The organism is Antribacter sp. NEAU-D49 (genome assembly GCF_057158775.1).
Genome location: NZ_JBXTSN010000001.1, coordinates 59104 through 74399 on the forward strand (window position 1 = coordinate 59104; position 15296 = coordinate 74399).

14 protein-coding genes and 8 tRNA genes are annotated in these 15296 nt (G+C 73.1%); 14 read left to right on the forward strand and 8 right to left on the reverse strand.

Annotated elements, in window-relative coordinates:
• Positions 1-141 precede the first annotated feature (141 nt).
• The 7 genes from AC060K_RS00225 to AC060K_RS00255 all read right to left on the reverse strand — a co-directional run bounded on the left by AC060K_RS00225 (position 142) and on the right by AC060K_RS00255 (position 3467).
• Positions 142-213 (reverse strand) — tRNA-Val (locus tag AC060K_RS00225).
• A 1-nt stretch (position 214) separates the two neighbouring features.
• Positions 215-285: transfer RNA gene (locus tag AC060K_RS00230), tRNA-Cys, on the reverse strand.
• Between the two features lie 47 nt (positions 286-332).
• Positions 333-405 (reverse strand) — tRNA-Gly (locus AC060K_RS00235).
• A gap of 374 nt (positions 406-779) precedes the next feature.
• A tRNA-Val gene (locus tag AC060K_RS00240) sits at positions 780-853 on the reverse strand.
• 69 nt (positions 854-922) lie between these two features.
• A complete protein-coding gene (locus tag AC060K_RS00245; protein WP_483763434.1) occupies positions 923-1774 on the reverse strand; it encodes an aminotransferase class IV in 852 nt (283 codons plus the stop codon).
• Positions 1775-1884: 110 nt separating this feature from the next.
• Positions 1885-2316 carry a VOC family protein gene (locus AC060K_RS00250; RefSeq protein WP_483763435.1) on the reverse strand — a complete coding sequence of 144 codons (432 nt, stop codon included), beginning with the start codon at positions 2314-2316 and terminating at the stop codon, positions 1885-1887.
• Complete coding sequence (locus tag AC060K_RS00255) at positions 2313-3467, reverse strand: chorismate-binding protein (protein ID WP_483763719.1); 1155 nt, start codon at positions 3465-3467, stop codon at positions 2313-2315. Before AC060K_RS00255 ends, AC060K_RS00250 begins: the two co-directional genes overlap by 4 nt.
• A gap of 171 nt (positions 3468-3638) precedes the next feature.
• On the opposite strand from AC060K_RS00255, the gene AC060K_RS00260 reads away from it, so the two are divergent.
• The 6 genes from AC060K_RS00260 to AC060K_RS00285 all read left to right on the forward strand — a co-directional run bounded on the left by AC060K_RS00260 (position 3639) and on the right by AC060K_RS00285 (position 7060).
• Positions 3639-3711: transfer RNA gene (locus AC060K_RS00260), tRNA-Gly, on the forward strand.
• A gap of 52 nt (positions 3712-3763) precedes the next feature.
• Positions 3764-3834 (forward strand) — tRNA-Cys (locus AC060K_RS00265).
• A 9-nt stretch (positions 3835-3843) separates the two neighbouring features.
• Positions 3844-3915, forward strand: a tRNA-Val gene (locus tag AC060K_RS00270).
• Between the two features lie 21 nt (positions 3916-3936).
• A tRNA-Val gene (locus AC060K_RS00275) sits at positions 3937-4010 on the forward strand.
• A gap of 373 nt (positions 4011-4383) precedes the next feature.
• Entirely contained in the window at positions 4384-6180 is a 1797-nt protein-coding gene (locus tag AC060K_RS00280; protein ID WP_483763436.1) for a cation:proton antiporter, read from the forward strand.
• A gap of 142 nt (positions 6181-6322) precedes the next feature.
• Complete coding sequence (locus AC060K_RS00285; protein WP_483763437.1) at positions 6323-7060, forward strand: tyrosine-protein phosphatase; 738 nt, start codon at positions 6323-6325, stop codon at positions 7058-7060.
• Between the two features lie 18 nt (positions 7061-7078).
• Here the strand turns inward: AC060K_RS00285 and AC060K_RS00290 are convergent, their stop codons facing one another.
• Positions 7079-7936: an SDR family NAD(P)-dependent oxidoreductase gene (locus tag AC060K_RS00290; RefSeq protein ID WP_483763438.1), complete on the reverse strand. Its 858-nt coding sequence runs from the start codon at positions 7934-7936 to the stop codon at positions 7079-7081.
• A gap of 66 nt (positions 7937-8002) precedes the next feature.
• Between AC060K_RS00290 and AC060K_RS00295 the strand changes: the two genes are divergently transcribed.
• From AC060K_RS00295 to AC060K_RS00330, 8 genes are all read left to right on the forward strand, one after another.
• Entirely contained in the window at positions 8003-8632 is a 630-nt protein-coding gene (locus tag AC060K_RS00295) for a TetR family transcriptional regulator (RefSeq protein ID WP_483763439.1), read from the forward strand.
• A 145-nt stretch (positions 8633-8777) separates the two neighbouring features.
• Positions 8778-8975: a hypothetical protein gene (locus AC060K_RS00300; RefSeq protein ID WP_483763440.1), complete on the forward strand. Its 198-nt coding sequence runs from the start codon at positions 8778-8780 to the stop codon at positions 8973-8975.
• Positions 8976-9151: 176 nt separating this feature from the next.
• On the forward strand, positions 9152-11185 hold the full coding sequence (gene thrS / locus AC060K_RS00305; RefSeq protein ID WP_483763441.1) for a threonine--tRNA ligase: 2034 nt from the start codon (positions 9152-9154) through the stop codon (positions 11183-11185).
• A gap of 115 nt (positions 11186-11300) precedes the next feature.
• A complete protein-coding gene (locus tag AC060K_RS00310; RefSeq protein ID WP_483763442.1) occupies positions 11301-11804 on the forward strand; it encodes an HIT family protein in 504 nt (167 codons plus the stop codon).
• On the forward strand, positions 11804-12427 hold the full coding sequence (gene pgsA, locus AC060K_RS00315; protein WP_483763443.1) for a phosphatidylinositol phosphate synthase: 624 nt from the start codon (positions 11804-11806) through the stop codon (positions 12425-12427). Before AC060K_RS00310 ends, pgsA begins: the two co-directional genes overlap by 1 nt.
• Complete coding sequence (locus AC060K_RS00320; RefSeq protein WP_483763444.1) at positions 12424-13422, forward strand: phosphatidylinositol mannoside acyltransferase; 999 nt, start codon at positions 12424-12426, stop codon at positions 13420-13422. The genes pgsA and AC060K_RS00320 overlap by 4 nt, the downstream gene beginning before the upstream one ends.
• Positions 13419-14600: a glycosyltransferase family 4 protein gene (locus AC060K_RS00325; protein WP_483763445.1), complete on the forward strand. Its 1182-nt coding sequence runs from the start codon at positions 13419-13421 to the stop codon at positions 14598-14600. Before AC060K_RS00320 ends, AC060K_RS00325 begins: the two co-directional genes overlap by 4 nt.
• The gene (locus AC060K_RS00330; protein ID WP_483763446.1) at positions 14600-15259 is read left to right on the forward strand and encodes a hypothetical protein; all 660 of its coding nucleotides are present in this window, start codon (positions 14600-14602) and stop codon (positions 15257-15259) included. Before AC060K_RS00325 ends, AC060K_RS00330 begins: the two co-directional genes overlap by 1 nt.
• The last annotated feature ends 37 nt before the right edge of the window (positions 15260-15296 follow it).

Consider the following 15296-nt stretch of genomic DNA (forward strand, 5'->3'; position numbering starts at 1 on the left):
GGGGGTGTGGCCCCGGTGTGCGGCTGTGCGGCGCAGGCGCGCCCCCCCGGGCGGCCGATCATCCGACGAACTGCCGAACACACGGGGTGCCTCAGGAACGACGAAGGCCCCGGACCAGAGTCCGGGGCCTTCGTCCTGCTGTGGGCGATACTGGGATCGAACCAGTGGCCTCTTCCGTGTCAGGGAAGCGCGCTACCGCTGCGCCAATCGCCCGAGGTGGAGACGGGATTCGAACCCGTGTGGACGGCTTTGCAGGCCGCTGCCTCGCCTCTCGGCCACTCCACCGTGCGGTTGTTCTCGCTCCCCCTCGAGCCGGGGCACGAGGGCTACCGAGCGGACGACGAGACTCGAACTCGCGACATCCACCTTGGCAAGGTGGTGCTCTACCAACTGAGCTACGTCCGCGCGACCGATCGTTCCCGGGGCTTCCCCCGCGGATCGGCGCTCGGAAAGACTAAGGGACGGAGCGGGCAAAGGTCCAATCGAATGAGCGGTGCCGCGGGGGAACGCCCGCTGACCAGCCTGGACGGGCGGCCCGACGAACTACAACGGTGTGATTCAGTCCCGCGGCCCCGGTGCGCCGCCCAGCGGCCGACGGCCTCCACGTGACCGGTAGTGGGGGGGGGGGGGGGGGGGGGGGGGGGGGGGCCCCCCCGCCCCCCCCCCCCCCCCCCCCCCCCCCCACTACCGGTCACGTGCCAGAGGTGGTCCGCGCACGCCGCCGCAGCCGGAACGACGAAGGCCCCCGGACCGATGTCCGGGGGCCTTGCGTGCGAGGGTGGGCGATACAGGACTCGAACCTGTGACCTCTTCGGTGTGAACGAAGCGCGCTAACCAACTGCGCCAATCGCCCATCGCTGTGTGCGTGGACGATGCTAGCCGAATTCCGACCCGATGCGAAACGGAGTTTCCGCTGTCGCCGTCAGGGGTCGAGGCGCTCGCGCCGCCTCTGCTCGAAGAGGTCGCGCGCGGCAGCGCTCAGCTCGCCCACGGGCAGCTGCGCTCCGTCGAGCCAGGTCACGGGCTGGACGTTGCGTACCGAGCCGGTGAGCAGGAGCTGGGCAGTGCCCCCGGTCGCCTCGTCGAGCACCGAGAACGGGAGCTCGTCCGGGGCCGCCTCACGTACGGGCAGGCCCTCCTCGGCCGCCCACTCGAGCAGCAGCTCGCGCGTGATCCCGGCAAGGCAGCCCGACGACAGCGGCGGCGTCACCAGCTCGCCGCCCCGCTCCACGAACACGTTCGAGCCGGTGCCCTCGCACAGCTCGCCCCGCGTGTTGGCGAGGACGGCCTCGTCACCGCCCCTGGAGACGGCGTCGGCGAGCGCCACGACGTTCTCCGCGTAGGAGATGGTCTTGAGGCCCGCCACGGCCGAGCGCTCGTTCCGCACCCAGGGCGACCGGGCGGCGCGCCCCTCCGGGTGGATCACGGCGGGCCCGGCGGCCACGACCACCGTCTGCGGTCCCGGCTCGCGGCCTGAGCCGAGGGGCCCTTGCCCTGCCGTCACGGTGATGCGCAGCCGGCCCGCGCTGCTGCCCGCCTCGGCCAGCACGGCCTTGGCGCCCTCCAGGATCTTCGCCTCGTCAGGGGGTGCGAGCCCAAGCCCCGCCGCAGACCGGGCGAGCCGCCGCAGGTGCCGCGTCATCGCGAACGCCTGCCCGTCGAACACGGCGAGCGTCTCGAAGACGCCGTCGCCGACAGTGATTCCGTGGTCCACGGCGCTGAGCGCGCCCTCGCCCGGGGTGACCAGGCGCCCGTCCGTCCAGATGACCGTCATGCTCCCCAGTCTGCCCGACGTCGTCCCCCTCGCCCAGGGACGGCCGGGGTGCGCCCGGGAGGGGCTCCGCGACGTCGCGCCGGACTGCCTCCAGGTCCGCGTACGGGTCCTCAGGCGATCCGGGGAGCAGGCCCGCGCGACGCACGGGCGGGCCGAGGACCGCAGGCCGAGACGTACGTCCCGAACGACCACAGGTTGCCCTCGGGGTCCTTGACCGTCGCGTTGCGGCCGTGGTCCTCGTCGACAGGTTCGCGCACCGACGTGCCGCCCGCGGCGATCGCGGCGGCGTGGACGGCGTCGACGTCGTCGGTCACGAGGTACGTGTTGCCCGTGCCGGGCCGGGCCGGCCACTCGGGGTAGTCCGGGTGGTAGGTACCGAACATGACGCCGCCCCCGGCGGGCCAGAGGTACTCGGCGTGGTGGAGGTGCCCGTCCTCCTCGTCCTTGAACGTCACGTGCTCGGTGAAGCCGATCGCAGAGAGCCAGGTGCAGGCGGCGGCAGCGTCGGCGTACACGAGGCTGGGCCAGAGTCCGATGGTCATGTCGGCATCGTAGGTCGGCCGGGGGACGACGCGAGCCCCACGAGCCGCGCCGCCTTGAGCTCCGTCTCCCGCCACTCGGCCGCCGGGTCCGACCCCCACGTGATCCCGGCACCGGTGCCGAAGCGCAGGGTGCCGCGGGAGCGGGACCAGGCCGGGGCGTCGTCGGCCCACCAGAAGGTGCGGATGCCGACGGCGAGGGTGGCGGTGCCCTCGTCGGCGTCCAGCCAGCCGACGGCGCCGCAGTACGGCCCGCGCGGGACCGGCTCCAGCTCGCCGATGATGCGCAGCGCAGACGACTTGGGAGCGCCCGACACGGAGCCGGGTGGGAAGGTCGCGTCGAGCAGACGGCGCCAGAGGTCGGGGGAGCCGTCGACGTCAGGTTTCAGGAGGCCGCGCACGCGCGAGACGAGGTGCACCAGACCGGGGTGCCGCTCCACCGCGAGGAGGTCGGTGACCTCGACGGTGCCGGGCCGGCAGACCCGCTGGAGGTCGTTGCGGACCAGGTCGGTGATCATGATGTTCTCGGCGCGGTCCTTGTCCGAGAGCCCTTCCGGGGAGCGGGCGGTGCCCTTGATCGGGCCGGACGTGACCACACCGCCTGCCGGGGACCGCTCGAGCGACAGGTAGAGCTCCGGCGAGGCGCTGACCACCCAGACGGGGTCGACGCCCGTCGACGCCGGCACGTGCACGGCTGCCGCGTAGGGGGCAGGGTTGCCGGCAGCGAGGCGGTCGGCAAGGGCCTGGGCGTCCGGCTCGCGCCCGTCGGGGCCCGCAGGGAGCGGGGCAGCCAGGACGCGGCAGACGTTCACCTGGTAGACGTCGCCCTCCCGGACGTGCTGGCGTACCCGCTCGACGGCGGCCTCGTAGCCGGCCTGGTCCAGGGAGCTGCGCCAGGAGCCGGCGGGGGGACCCTCCCAGGGGACGGCCGGCTCGCCGTCGGGCCCCGCCCCGGGACGGACGTCGTCGAAGCGCCAGGCTCGGGCGCGGCCGCCCCGGTCGGGCCCCTCGAAGTCGACGACGACGAACCACGTGCCGCTCGTCAGCCTGCCCGGCTCCGCGGCGAGGTCGACGCACTCCGCCACACCTCGCGCGACCCTGCCCCCGAAGCGTGCCCAGTCCGCCGAGCGGGTGTCCGCCGTGGTTCCGCTCACGTCCGCGTGGGGCGGGAACGGCGTGATCGCGCGGTTCGTGGGGGTCTGGGAGGGGCTGGGCGGCACGTTCCCCACGCTAGCCGGGTCGGGGCGATTGGACGCGCCCGCCGTAGTTCGATTAATGTTCAGAGCGCGCCGGAACGCCGGGGATCACCCCCGGCTGCTGGTCGTGCGGACGTAGCTCAGTTGGTAGAGCACCACCTTGCCAAGGTGGATGTCGCGAGTTCGAGTCTCGTCGTCCGCTCGGAGGCCCACTCTCTCTGCTCAGTCCACCGTGACGAGAGAGACGTCTCAACGGTGGGTTGGCCGAGAGGCGAGGCAGCGGCCTGCAAAGCCGTATACACGGGTTCGAATCCCGTACCCACCTCGCAATCACGGGCGATTGGCGCAGCGGTAGCGCGCTTCCCTGACACGGAAGAGGTCACTGGTTCGATCCCAGTATCGCCCACAAGAAGACCCGCACCACAGCGGGCGATTGGCGCAGTTGGTTAGCGCGCTTCGTTCACACCGAAGAGGTCACAGGTTCGAGTCCTGTATCGCCCACCCGTCGCACGCAAGGCCCCCGGACCATGGTCCGGGGGCCTTCGTCGTGTCGTATCACAGCTGCGGCGCGCAACTTTCACCCCTTGCTGCCTACCGTCGGCGCGTCCGCCAGAACAGCGGTCGGTCGACCGCCGCACATCGAAGGGGGTGTTCCGCGTGGACGCACTGCTTGCGCTGCTCCAGAAGCTTCTCGAGCTGGTCCTGTCTCTCCTCCCCGGGTGACGGGACCGGAGGGATGAGCGAGGCGGGGGTCCGACGTCGGGCCCCCGCCTCGATGCTGCCAGGGGCTGCCGGGTAACCCGCAGGAACCGCCGGGTACCGTGGGCGGTGTCACGACGGGGTGCGCGAGACCGGCGCCGTCCCGAGGAGGAACGTGGAGTACCTGATCGTCGCGGTCGTGGCCGCCGTCGTGGTCATCGGCGTCACGGCGCTCGCGCCCCGGGCCGGGGTGGCCGCGCCGCTCGTGCTCATGGTGCTCGGTGCGGGCGTGAGCCTGCTCCCCATGGTGCCCGCCGTCGAGGTGCCGCCCGAGCTGATCCTCGCCGGGGTGCTGCCACCGCTCCTGTACTCGTCGGCCGTGAGCCTGCCGGCCATGGACTTCCGGCGGGACTTCACGGCGATCGGCGGTCTGTCCGTCGCGCTCGTCGTGATCAGCTCGGTGCTGCTCGGCCTCCTCTTCACCTGGCTGGTCCCCGGGATCGACCTGGCCACGGGCATCGCGCTCGGTGCGATCGTGAGCCCCACCGACGCCGTCGCCACGTCGATCGTGAAGCGGCTCGGGGCCTCGCCCCGCGTGGTCACGGTGCTGGAGGGCGAGTCCCTGCTCAACGACGCGTCCGCGCTGGTGCTGCTGCGGTCCGCGGTCGCCGCCACCGCCGCCTCCGTCTCCCTGTGGGGCGTGGTGGGCGACTTCACGTACGCCGTCGTGGTGGCAGTCGTGATCGGCGCTCCGGTGGGCTGGCTCGGCCTCCGCGCCCGGGCCCGCCTCGGGAACGCCGCCCTGTCGACGGCGATCTCGTTCGTGGTGCCGTTCCTCGCCTATCTGCCCGCGGAGGAGCTGCACGCCTCCGGGCTGGTGGCCGTCGTCACGGCAGGCCTGGTCACGGGCAACGGGTCCGCCCGCCACCTGCGCCCGCAGGACCGCATCGCGGAGCGTTCCAACTGGCGCACCGTGGAGCTGCTCCTCGAGGGCGGCGTGTTCCTGCTCATGGGCATCCAGCTGTTCGCCCTCGTCGAGGACGTGGGGGAGTCGGGTCGCAGCGTGCTGCACGCCGTCGCGGTCGCAGCGGTCGCGGCGGTCGCCGTGCTGGTGGTCCGCAGCGCATACGTGACCCCGCTGCTGCTGCTCCTCGCCCGCCGCGCGCGCCGCGGCCGGGAGCTGCGCGGCATGTTCGCCGGCATGCAGGAGAAGCTCGACGCGCACCTGGCGGAGCCGGGGCCGCCGTCGGGCGGTGCGGCTACCGCGGGCGGTGCGGCTACCGCGGGCGGTGCGGCTACCGCGGGCGGCGCGGCTACCGTGGCTCGCGCGGAACGGTTCCGGAGCGTCCTGACCCGCCGCACCGCCGACCTCGACTACCTTCTCGCGAAGCCGCTCGGCCCGCGCGAGGGTGTTCTGCTGGTCTGGGCGGGTATGCGCGGCGTCGTCACGCTCGCGGCCGCGCAGTCGCTGCCGGCGGACACCACGCACCGGTCGTTCCTCGTCCTCGTGGCGTTCGGCGTGGCGGCGGGGACCCTGCTGGTCCAGGGCGGGACGCTGCCCTGGGTCGTGCGGCGCCTCGGGCTGGCGGGGACTCCCGCCGCGGGCGACGGGGACCTCGCGCTGCTGCGCGACGCGACAGAGGGCGCGGCCCGTGAGTTCCTGGACCGGCCGGACCTGCGGCGTCCCGACGGGGTGCCCTACGACCCGGCCGTCGTGGCCCGGGTGCGGACCGACATGGTGCGCGAGAAGCAGGAGCAGGACGAGGACGCGTCGTCGCCCGCCCACCGGTTCCAGCAGTACAAGGAGCTCCGCCTCGCGGCGATCGCGGAGCAGCGGTCGGTCCTGCTGCAGGCCCGAGCGTCCGGCGTGTACGGGTCGGCGCCGCTGGGCCACGCGCTCGACCTCCTCGACGCCGACCAGATCGCGCTCGAGCTGCGCAAGGGGCCTGAGCCGCCTCCGGACGAGGACTGACGGCCGGCCCTGCGCCGACCAGGTACCTGTTCCCCGTCTCGCGCCGAGACGGGGAACAGGTGCCTGGTCGCCCGGGCCGCTGGGCAGCCTCACCGTCCGAGGTGAGCTTCCCGGGGGGCGAGTACCCCGCTACGGTCGCGGGGTGACGTCGCACACACCGCTGCACCTGACCTGGCCCGACTGCCTCAACGCCCGTGACCTGGGCGGACTCCCTCTCGCCGACGGCGGCACCGTCCGTGAGCGGGCGCTCGTCCGTGCCGACTCCCTGACCTACCTCACGGCCGACGGCGTGGAAGCCGTGCGTGCCTACGGCGTCACCCGGATCGTGGACCTGCGCCGCACCTGGGAGACCGTGGAGTATCCGCACGCGTTCGCGACGGACCCGCTCTACCAGCCGCTGCCGGTCCAGGAGACCGAGGACGAGGAAGAGGGCCCCTGGGCCGACCTCTACATCGGCATGCTCGACCGCCGTCCAGCCCTGTTCGCCCGCGCGGTCGCCGCCGTCGCGGAAGCGCCGCCCGGGCCGGTGGTCGTGCACTGCGCGGCGGGCAAGGACCGCACGGGGCTCGTCGTCGCCATGGCGCTCACCCTGGCCGGAGTCGGCGAGGACGCGGTCGTCGCCGACTACGTGCTCACCAACGAGCGGCTCGCCCCGCGCTACGCGGAGAGAGCGGCTGTGCCCGACGACGGCTCGGTCGCCCCGGGAGCACCGGGCCGGCCGCCGCGGCACCCGGCTCGGGCGGTGCCGCCGTCGGCCGACGTGATGCGCGCGACGCTCGCCCACCTGCGTGGCCGGTACGGGTCCGTGCGGGACTACCTGGCCACCGGCGGTCTGACGGACGCGCAGCACGACGCTCTGGTGGCGCGCCTGACGCGGTGAACCGGGCGACCGTGCGCCTCAGGCCGCCGTCACCCCGACCAGCTCCGCGGAGCGGTCCCAGAGCCGGCGCGCCAGGTCGGCGTCGCGTGCCTGGGGGTTGACCCGCCGGGCGACGCGGCCGTGCTCGTAGTAGGCGCCCGACTGCCAGTCGATCCCGGGGGCGGTCTGCGCGAACCGGACCAGCTGCGCGGCGCCCTGCTCGGGCGTCGCCAGGAGCAGCTTGCCGATCCGGCTCTGGTAGAGCGGGCGGAAGAAGCTCGTGCTCTCGCTGCCGAAGCCCGTCGCCACCCCGCCCGGGTGGAACGCCGCCGACGACAGGCCCCGGTCGTGGAAGCGCCGGTGCAGCTCGGTGGTGAACAGGATGTTCTCGAGCTTGGCCGTTCCGTAGGCGCGGTGCGGCGTGAAGTCGCGGTCGTGGTGGAGGTCGTCGAGGTCCAGCCGCCCGAACAGCCGTGCCCCGACGCTCGACGTCTGGACGACCGCCGCGCGGCTCGCGAGCAGCTTGTCCAGCAGGAGGCTGGTCAGCAGGAACGGTGCGAGGTGGTTGACCTGGAACGTCCGTTCGTGCCCGTCGACCGTCTTGGTGCGGTCCCCGAGGATGCCGCCCGCGTTGTTGGCCAGGACGTCGATGTGCGGGTACGCGTCGTCGAGCTCGGTGGCCAGGCGCCGCACGTCCGCCAGGCGGGTGAAGTCCGCGACGAAGTGGTCGGCCCCCAGCTCGCGAGCGACCTGCGCGGTCTTGTCCGGGTTGCGCCCGACGACGGCGACGCGATGGCCGGCTCGCGCGAGCAGGCGGGCTGCGGCGGCGCCGATCCCGTCGCTGGCGCCGGTGATGACGATGGTCCTGGGGGATGCGGGTGCGGAGTCGCTGTCCATGTGACACAGCATGCACGTAGTGGCACATTGTGTCAAAGACGGCGCATCGTGTAGGGTTTGCGCATCATGGATCGAGACGTGGACGCGGCACCGGCACGCATGGGACTCAGGGAACGCACCCGGCGGGCGGTCCAGAAGGAGATCACCGAGACCGCCGAGCGGCTCTTCGTCGAGCGCGGGTACGAGGGCACCACCATCGAGGACATCGCCGAGGCCGTGGGCATGTCGCGCCGCACCCTCTACCGGTACTTCCCCACCCGGGAGGACGTGGTCGTCGGCAAGCTCGACCTCGTGGCCGACGAGCTGCTCGCCGCGCTGCGGAGCAGGCCGGCCGACGAGCCGGTCTGGGTCTCGCTGCGGCACTCTTTCGACGGGCTCGTCGCGCACCTCGACGCGGCCGGCAGCTCCGGCTCTGCCGCACCGATGCAGCGCATCATCTTCGGTACGCCAAGCCTGCTGGCGCGGTACCTGGAGAAGATCGAGCGGGTGCAGGGCGCGGTCGAGCTCGTGGTGCGTGAACGTGCCGCGTCGTCGGGCCGCACCTGGGCCGCCGACGACCCCACGCCGCGCGCCGTGGTCGCCGCGGCGCTCGGCTGCGTCCTGGCTGCTCAGCACGCCTGGCTCGCGGGCGGCGCCACGGAGAGCTTCGCGGCCGTCGTCGACCGTGCGATGGCTGCGGTAGGTCCCCGGACCTGAGCGGGCGGTGGGTGCCAGGAGTGGCGAGCGGACGCTACCTGTGGCAGACCCCGGCGGGCGTAGGTAGGTTCTCTCCGGCGGCGGATGCACCGCCGCCCGCGGGGGGCGCTGTTCGGCGTGCCCGCGATAGCCGAAGGAGACCATCATGGGCGGTCTTGGGGACATGTTCGACAAGGCGAAGGACTTCGTCACGGACCCGGACAACGTCGAGAAGGCGAAGGGCTACCTCACCGACGAGAACGTCGACGGTGCCGCGGAGAAGGTCAAGGAGTTCGCGCCCGACAACGTCGACGGCTTCGTGGACACGGCGGCCGAGAAGGCCAAGGAGTTCGGCGGTCAGTGACCGCAGGCCGGGAGGCGGCCGCTCGGCTGCTCCCGGTACGTCACCGATGCCTGGCATCGGTACGATCGAGGGGCGCCGCCCGTTCCGGGGCGGTGCCCCTCGTCCGTCTCGACCTCGGTCGACGGCGGCGCACCACCCGTCCGGGCGGACCCCCGCCCCAGCACAAGGAGACGCACGTGTCCGACGTCGTATCGCCGCCCACCCTCACCGACCTCGCCACCGAGGGAACGGGGACGACGACGGAGACTGCCACGACCGGCGCCGAGCTCTTCGCCGACCGCCGCGACGTCGTCGTGGTGCGCGTGGACGGCGTCCTGCGCGACCTCGACCAGCCCCTCCCCGCCGGTGTCGTCGTCGAGCCCGTGACGATCTCCGAGCCCGACGGCCTGGCGGTCCTGCGCCACTCGGCAGCGCACGTGCTCGCGCAGGCGGTGCAGCAGGTCAACCCGAACGCCAAGCTGGGCATCGGCCCGCCCATCACCGACGGCTTCTACTACGACTTCGACGTCGAGGAGCCGTTCACCCCCGAGGACCTCAAGGCCCTGGAGAAGGCGATGCAGCGCATCGTCAACGAGGGCCAGACGTTCCGCCGACGCGTGGTCACCGAGGAGGAGGCGCGCGCCGAGCTCGCGAACGAGCCGTACAAGCTGGAGCTGATCGGCCTCAAGGGGTCGTCGTCGGAGGCCGGCGAGGGCGCCGACGTGGAGGTGGGCGGCGGCGAGCTGACCATCTACGACAACGTCCGTGGCGCCGGGCGCGAGTCCGAGACGGTGGTCTGGAAGGACCTGTGCCGTGGGCCGCACCTGCCGACCACGAAGCTCATCGCCAACGGGTTCCAGCTGATGCGGTCGGCCGCGGCCTACTGGCGGGGCAGCGAGAAGAACCCGCAGCTGCAGCGCATCTACGGCACCGCGTGGCCCACCAAGGACGAGCTCAAGGCGCACCTGGAGCGCCTGGCCGAGGCCGAGCGCCGCGACCACCGCCGCCTGGGCAGCGAGATGGACCTGTTCAGCTTCCCGGACGAGATCGGCTCCGGCCTGGCAGTGTTCCACCCCAAGGGCGGCATCATCCGCATGGCGATGGAGGAGTACTCCCGCAAGCGGCACCTCGAGTCGGGCTACGAGTTCGTCAACACGCCCCACATCACCAAGGGCCGCCTGTACGAGATCTCGCAGCACCTGTCCTGGTACAAGGACGGCATGTACCCGGCGATGCACCTCGACGAGGAGCTCGACGACGACGGCAACGTGCGCAAGCCGGGCCAGGACTACTACCTGAAGCCCATGAACTGCCCCATGCACAACCTGGTCTTCGACGCGCGCGGCCGCTCGTACCGCGAGCTGCCGCTGCGCCTGTTCGAGTTCGGGACGGTGTACCGGTACGAGAAGTCGGGCGTGATCCACGGCCTGACCCGCGCTCGCGGCTTCACCCAGGACGACGCGCACATCTACTGCACGCCGGACCAGATGAAGGACGAGCTCACCTCGCTGCTCACCTTCGTCCTCGACCTGCTCAAGGACTACGGCCTGGACGACTTCTACCTGGAGCTCTCGACGCGCGACCCCGAGAAGTCCGTGGGCTCGGACGAGGCGTGGGAGGAGGCGACCCGCACGCTCGAGGAGGTCGCGACGGCGTCGGGCCTGGACCTGGTGCCCGACCCGGGCGGTGCCGCCTTCTACGGGCCGAAGATCTCCGTCCAGGCGAGGGACGCGATCGGCCGCACGTGGCAGATGTCCACGATCCAGCTGGACTTCAACCTGCCTGAGCTCTTCGACCTCGAGTACACCGCGTCGGACGGCACGCGGCAGCGCCCGGTGATGATCCACCGCGCGCTGTTCGGCTCGATCGAGCGCTTCTTCGCGGTGCTGCTCGAGCACTACGCGGGCGCGTTCCCGGTGTGGCTCGCGCCCGTGCAGGTCAAGCTGGTCCCCGTCGCGGACGCGTTCGACGGCTACGTCACGGAGATCGCCGCCCGGCTCCGGGCCGAGGGCATCCGCGTGGAGCTCGACCTGTCCGACGACCGCTTCCCCAAGAAGATCCGCAACGCGTCGAAGGAGAAGGTGCCGTTCACGCTCATCGCGGGCGGCGAGGACGAGGCTGCGGGCGCGGTGTCGTTCCGCTTCCGTGACGGCCGGCAGGAGAACGGGGTGCCGGTCGCCGAGGCGATCGAGCGGATCGCGGCGGCGGTCCGGGACCGCGTCCAGGTCTGACGCGCGGATGGACGAGCACGGTCGCGGGGCGGCAGCCGGCGTCGGCGGGGGCGCCCCAGGCGGGGGCGCCTCCGGTGTCGAGCCCGCCTCGGCCTTCGGGCCGCAGGAAGACGGCATGCAGCGCCTGTGGACGCCGCACCGCATGGTGTACATCGGCGGGCAGGACAAGCCGGCCGATGCCACCGAGGGGTCGTGCCCGTTCTGCCGCATCCCGCGCGGCGGCGACGAGGAGGGTCTCGTCGTCGCCCGCGGGGAGCGGTGCTTCGCGCTCCTCAACCTGTACCCGTATAACTCTGGGCACCTGATGGTGCTGCCGTACCGGCACGTCTCGGACTACACGGACCTGGACGACGCCGAGACGGCGGAGCTGGCCGCCATGACGAAGGCGGCGGTCCGCGCGCTGCGTGCCGCCTACGCCCCGTCCGGCTTCAACCTCGGCATGAACCAGGGCGAGGTCGCCGGGGCGGGCATTGCGGCGCACCTGCACCAGCACGTGGTGCCGCGCTGGCTCGGCGACGCCAACTTTCTGCCCGTGGTGGGACAGACCAAGGTGCTCCCGGAGCTGCTGGCAGACACGCGCCGCCGGCTGGCTGACGCGTGGGACCGAGGGGAGAGCTGATGTTCCGCGGCCTGCGCGCCACGATGACCCGGCTGTTCACGCCGCTCGCGCGCGTGCTGACCCGGCTGGGGGTGACTCCCGACGCCGTGACCATCACCGGCACCGTCGTGGTGACGGCCCTGGCGCTCACGCTCCTGCCGGCGGGCCACCTCCTCCTCGGCGGGCTGCTGATCGGCGTGTTCCTCCTCTTCGACTCGCTCGACGGTGTGATGGCCCGGTCGCAGGGCCGCTCCGGCCCCTGGGGCGCCTTCCTCGACTCCACCCTCGACCGCATTTCCGACGGCGCGGTCTTCGTGGGCATCACGCTGTGGTTCGTGCTGCGGGCCGACGAGCCGTACGCCACCTGGGGCACGCTCGCGGGCCTGGCCTGCCTGGTCCTGGGCGGGGTGGTCCCGTACGCCCGGGCCCGCGCCGAGAGCGTCGGGGCGTCGGCGAGCAACGGCATCGCCGAGCGCACCGACCGCCTGGTGATCGCCCTGGTCCCCATGACCTTCATCGACGTGGGCCTGCCCGTCGTGGTCGCGGTCGTGGTGCTCTGGCTGCTGGCGGTCGCGAGCCTCGTCACGGTGGCGCAGCGGGTCGGCACGGTCCGGCGTCAGCTCCGGGAGGCGGTCGCCCCGTGATCGACGTCGCGAAGGCGTACACGTTCGCCTGGCGCCACGCGCCGAAGGTCCCGGAGCCGGTGCTGCGGGCCGCCTTCACGGTGGTGGCTGACGTGACCTGGTGGCGCCGCGGCGACGGCGTGCGACGCCTCGAGTCGAACTACGCCCGCGTACGCCCGGACCTGGACGCCCGGGGCGTGCGCCGGCTGGCCCGCGCCGGGATGCGCTCCTACATGCGCTACTTCCGGGAGGCCTTCACGCTCCAGGGCGCGTCGACCGAGCAGGTCGACGCACGGGTGCGGCTCGTCGGCTACGAGACGGTCCTCGCCCCCGCCCTCGACCGGCCCGGCTCCCGGCGGGGCGCGGTGGTCCTCGCGCTGGCACACCTCGGCAACTGGGACCTGGCCGGCGCCTACTGCTCGCGGCACATCGCCCCCGTCCTGACGGTCGCGGAGAAGCTGAAGCCGGAGGCGCTGTTCCACGAGTTCGTCGCGTTCCGCCGGTCCCTCGGCATCGAGGCGCTCGGGCTCGGCGACGGCGAGGTGTTCCGTGGTCTGCTGGCGGGGGTGCTCGGCGGGGACCGGCTGGTGCCGCTGCTCGCCGACCGCGACCTGACGGCGACGGGCGTCGAGGTGGACCTCTGCGGCCACCGTGCACGGGTCGCCGCCGGGCCGGCGGCCCTGGCGCTCGCGTCGAAGGCGCCGCTGATCCCCGTGACCATCACCTACGAGCGACTCGACCGCACCCGCCGGCGTGTCGCACGCACGCCGTGGGGCATCGTCATCGAGTTCCACGACCCGGTCGCCCTCCCGGACCCGCTGCCCGACGACGTCCGGACGCGCCCCCAGCAGGTCGCCCACCTCACGCAGGGGTGGGTCGACGCGATCGCCCGCACGCTCACCGAGCGGACCGAGGACTGGCATATGCTGCAGCGCGTGTTCGTCGCCGACCTGGACCCCGCGCGGGACCGGGAGCGGAGGGTGGCGGCAGCGGCCCACGACGGCGGGGCCTCGTGACCCGGACGCCGTTCTGGCGCTCGCGGCGAAGCCACGCGTCGAAGCGCCGCCTCCGGGTCGGGATCGTGTGCCCGTACTCGTTCGACGCCCCGGGCGGTGTGCAGTTCCACGTGCGTGACCTGGCGCAGGCGCTCCTGGCGGAGGGGCACGACGTCGAGGTGCTGGCACCGGCGAGCGACGACACCCCGCTGCCGGACTTTGTGACGCCCGCCGGACGCGCGGTGCCCGTGCCCTACAACGGCTCGGTGGCGCGGCTGACCTTCGGGCCCATGACCGCGTCGAAGGTGCGCCGCTGGCTGGAGGCCGGGGAGTTCGACGTGCTGCACCTGCACGAGCCGATGACGCCGTCGCTGTCGATGCTGGCACTCTGGCAGGCGCAGTCCCCGGTGGTTGCCACGTTCCACTCCTCGCTGGTGCGCTCCCGCGCCCTGCAGCTCGCCTACCCGCTCGTGCGGCAGAGCCTGGAGAAGATCGCGGCCCGCATCGCGGTGTCGGAGGACGCGCGCCGCACGCTGGTGGACCACCTGGGCGGCGACGCCGTCGTCATCCCGAACGGCGTCTTCACCGCGCCGTTCGGCGCCGCGGAGCCCCGGCCGGAGTGGACGGGTACACCGGACGCGCCGACGATCGCCTTCCTGGGCCGCATCGACGAGCCGCGCAAGGGCCTGCCCGTGCTGGTCGGCGCGGTGCCACGGGTGCTGGAGAAGGTGCCGGGCGCCAGGTTCCTCGTGGCGGGCCGCGGGGAGGACGCGCAGGAGGAGACGCGGGCCGCGCTGGGGGAGCACGCCGGGGCCGTGGAGTTCCTCGGGGGGGTCTCGGACGAGGACAAGGCGCGGCTGCTCCGGTCCGTCGACCTCTACGTGGCCCCCCAGACCGGCGGCGAGAGCTTCGGCATCGTCCTGGTCGAGGCTATGAGCGCCGGCGCCGTCGTGGTCGCCAGCGACCTCGGCGCGTTCCACCGCGTGCTCGACGAGGGCGCGGCCGGCGCCCTGTTCCGCGTCGGTGACAGCGACCACCTCGCGGAGACGATCCTGGGCCTGCTCGCCGACCCCGACCGCCGGGAGGCGTACCAGGAGCGCGCCGCGGGCTTCGTGCAGAGGTTCGACTGGGCCACGATCAGCCAGCAGGTGCTCGCCGTGTACGAGATGGCGATCGAGGCGGGGGAGGCGGCCGTCTGATGACCTGGTCCGAGATCGCGTTCTGGGCGCTCGCCGCCGCGGCGGTCCTCGTGTTCCTGGCGTGGCGCTCTGCGTCCCGCCTCGACCGGCTGCACCGCAAGGTCGCGGCGTCGCGCATCGCGCTCGACACCCAGCTGGTGCGGCGGGCGTCGGCAGCCGTGGACCTCGCCGCGTCGGGCGTGCTCGATCCTGCGAGCGCGGTGCTGGTCGCAGAGACGGCCTACGCCGTGGTGGACGTGGCGGGCTCGTCCGGCGCGGTGGTGGACGCGGCGGGCGGCGGGCCGGGTGCCGGGCGCGCGCCGTCGGCCCTCGTGCAGGTGACCTTCGGGATCGACGGTCTAGGTGCCGAGCGGGAACGGGCGGAGAGCGACCTGTCGGCGACGCTGCGCGAGGCGCTGGGCCCGCCGGAGGCTGTCCACGAGGTCCGTGCGGTGGACCCGGGCGACCTGCTCCTCGACTCCCTCGCGGCGTCCTGGTACCGGGCCACCCTGGCGCGCCGGTTCCACAACGAGGCCGTCGCGCAGGCGCAGCGGGTGCGTCGGCACTGGTACGTGCGGCTCCTGCGTCTGGCAGGCAGGGCGCCCGTGCCGCGGACCGTCGAGCTCGACGACGCGATGCCCGACGGGCTGGACCCGGTGGCCGCGACCAACGGCCGGTGACCGGCGCGCGAGCAGCGCGGCCGGGCCTGGTTCACGG

Coding starts and splice junctions, on each gene's coding strand:
- AC060K_RS00330 (WP_483763446.1), top strand. CDS start 14,600: ATGACCTGGTCCGAGATCGCGTTCTGGGCGCTCGCCGCCGCGGCGGTC.
- AC060K_RS00295 (WP_483763439.1), top strand. CDS start 8,003: ATGGATCGAGACGTGGACGCGGCACCGGCACGCATGGGACTCAGGGAA.
- AC060K_RS00245 (WP_483763434.1), bottom strand. CDS start 1,774: ATGACGGTCATCTGGACGGACGGGCGCCTGGTCACCCCGGGCGAGGGC.
- AC060K_RS00290 (WP_483763438.1), bottom strand. CDS start 7,936: ATGGACAGCGACTCCGCACCCGCATCCCCCAGGACCATCGTCATCACC.
- pgsA (WP_483763443.1), top strand. CDS start 11,804: ATGTTCCGCGGCCTGCGCGCCACGATGACCCGGCTGTTCACGCCGCTC.
- AC060K_RS00300 (WP_483763440.1), top strand. CDS start 8,778: ATGGGCGGTCTTGGGGACATGTTCGACAAGGCGAAGGACTTCGTCACG.
- AC060K_RS00250 (WP_483763435.1), bottom strand. CDS start 2,316: ATGACCATCGGACTCTGGCCCAGCCTCGTGTACGCCGACGCTGCCGCC.
- AC060K_RS00310 (WP_483763442.1), top strand. CDS start 11,301: ATGCAGCGCCTGTGGACGCCGCACCGCATGGTGTACATCGGCGGGCAG.